The sequence below is a fragment of the Mesorhizobium sp. M7A.F.Ca.CA.003.01.2.1 genome, from assembly GCF_003998945.1.
Taxonomy (GTDB): Bacteria; Pseudomonadota; Alphaproteobacteria; order Rhizobiales; family Rhizobiaceae; genus Mesorhizobium; species Mesorhizobium ciceri.
In genome coordinates this window covers 1-753 of the sequence record NZ_RZRA01001496.1, presented here as the reverse complement: position 1 = coordinate 753, position 753 = coordinate 1, and the positions used below count along the sequence as shown (strand labels likewise).

Genomic DNA, 753 nt, shown 5'->3' with positions numbered 1-753 from the left:
ATCAACGACACGGCAAACAGGGTCAAGCTCGTGCTCGACAAGGATTTGATGGAGCATGCGGTGATCAATGGGCATCCGCTGACCAATGAGGCGACGACATCGATCGCAGCGAGCGACCTGATCAGATTCGTCGAGGCAACCGGGCACGATGCTGCTATCTTGAAAGTCTCCGCGTGATCGCCACATGGATGGCTTAAAACCGATGGTCTGAAGCATAGGGCGCCTGGCCGCCGGCCGGCGGCGCCACGGAAGGGTAAAGAGATGAGCGACAACAATCCGTTCGGCGGCCCCTTTGGCGGCAATGGCGGCCAGTACACCACCTCGGTGCAGTATGGTGGAACCGCGCCGGCGCCGGCGAAAGTCGCGCTTGGCGATACGCCCGCCGCTCCCGCCGATGTGATCAAGGACACGACGACGGCTGCCTTTGCCGCCGATGTCATCCAGGAATCGCGCCGCCAGCCGGTGCTGGTCGATTTCTGGGCGCCCTGGTGCGGACCTTGCAAGCAACTGACGCCGCAGCTGGAGAAGGCGGTCAAGGCCGCCGGCGGCAGGGTCAAGCTGGTCAAGATGAACATCGACGACCATCCGTCGATCGCCGGCCAGCTCGGCATCCAGTCGATCCCGGCGGTCATCGCCTTCAAGGACGGCCAGCCGGTCGATGGCTTCATGGGCGCCATCCCGGAGAGCCAGATCAACGAATTCATCACCAAGGTCGGCGGCAAGGGCAATGGCGCGCCGCCGACCTTGGTGATG

At 63.3% G+C, this 753-nt stretch carries 1 protein-coding gene and 1 pseudogene; both read left to right on the top strand.

What is annotated here, in order from left to right; genetic code table 11:
- Positions 1-177: pseudogene (locus EN969_RS36520) on the top strand (prolyl-tRNA synthetase associated domain-containing protein); the annotation flags it as partial.
- An 84-nt stretch (positions 178-261) separates the two neighbouring features.
- Positions 262-753: thioredoxin (trxA, locus tag EN969_RS33735; RefSeq protein WP_127419903.1), on the top strand; the 492-nt coding region annotated here is incomplete at its 3' end.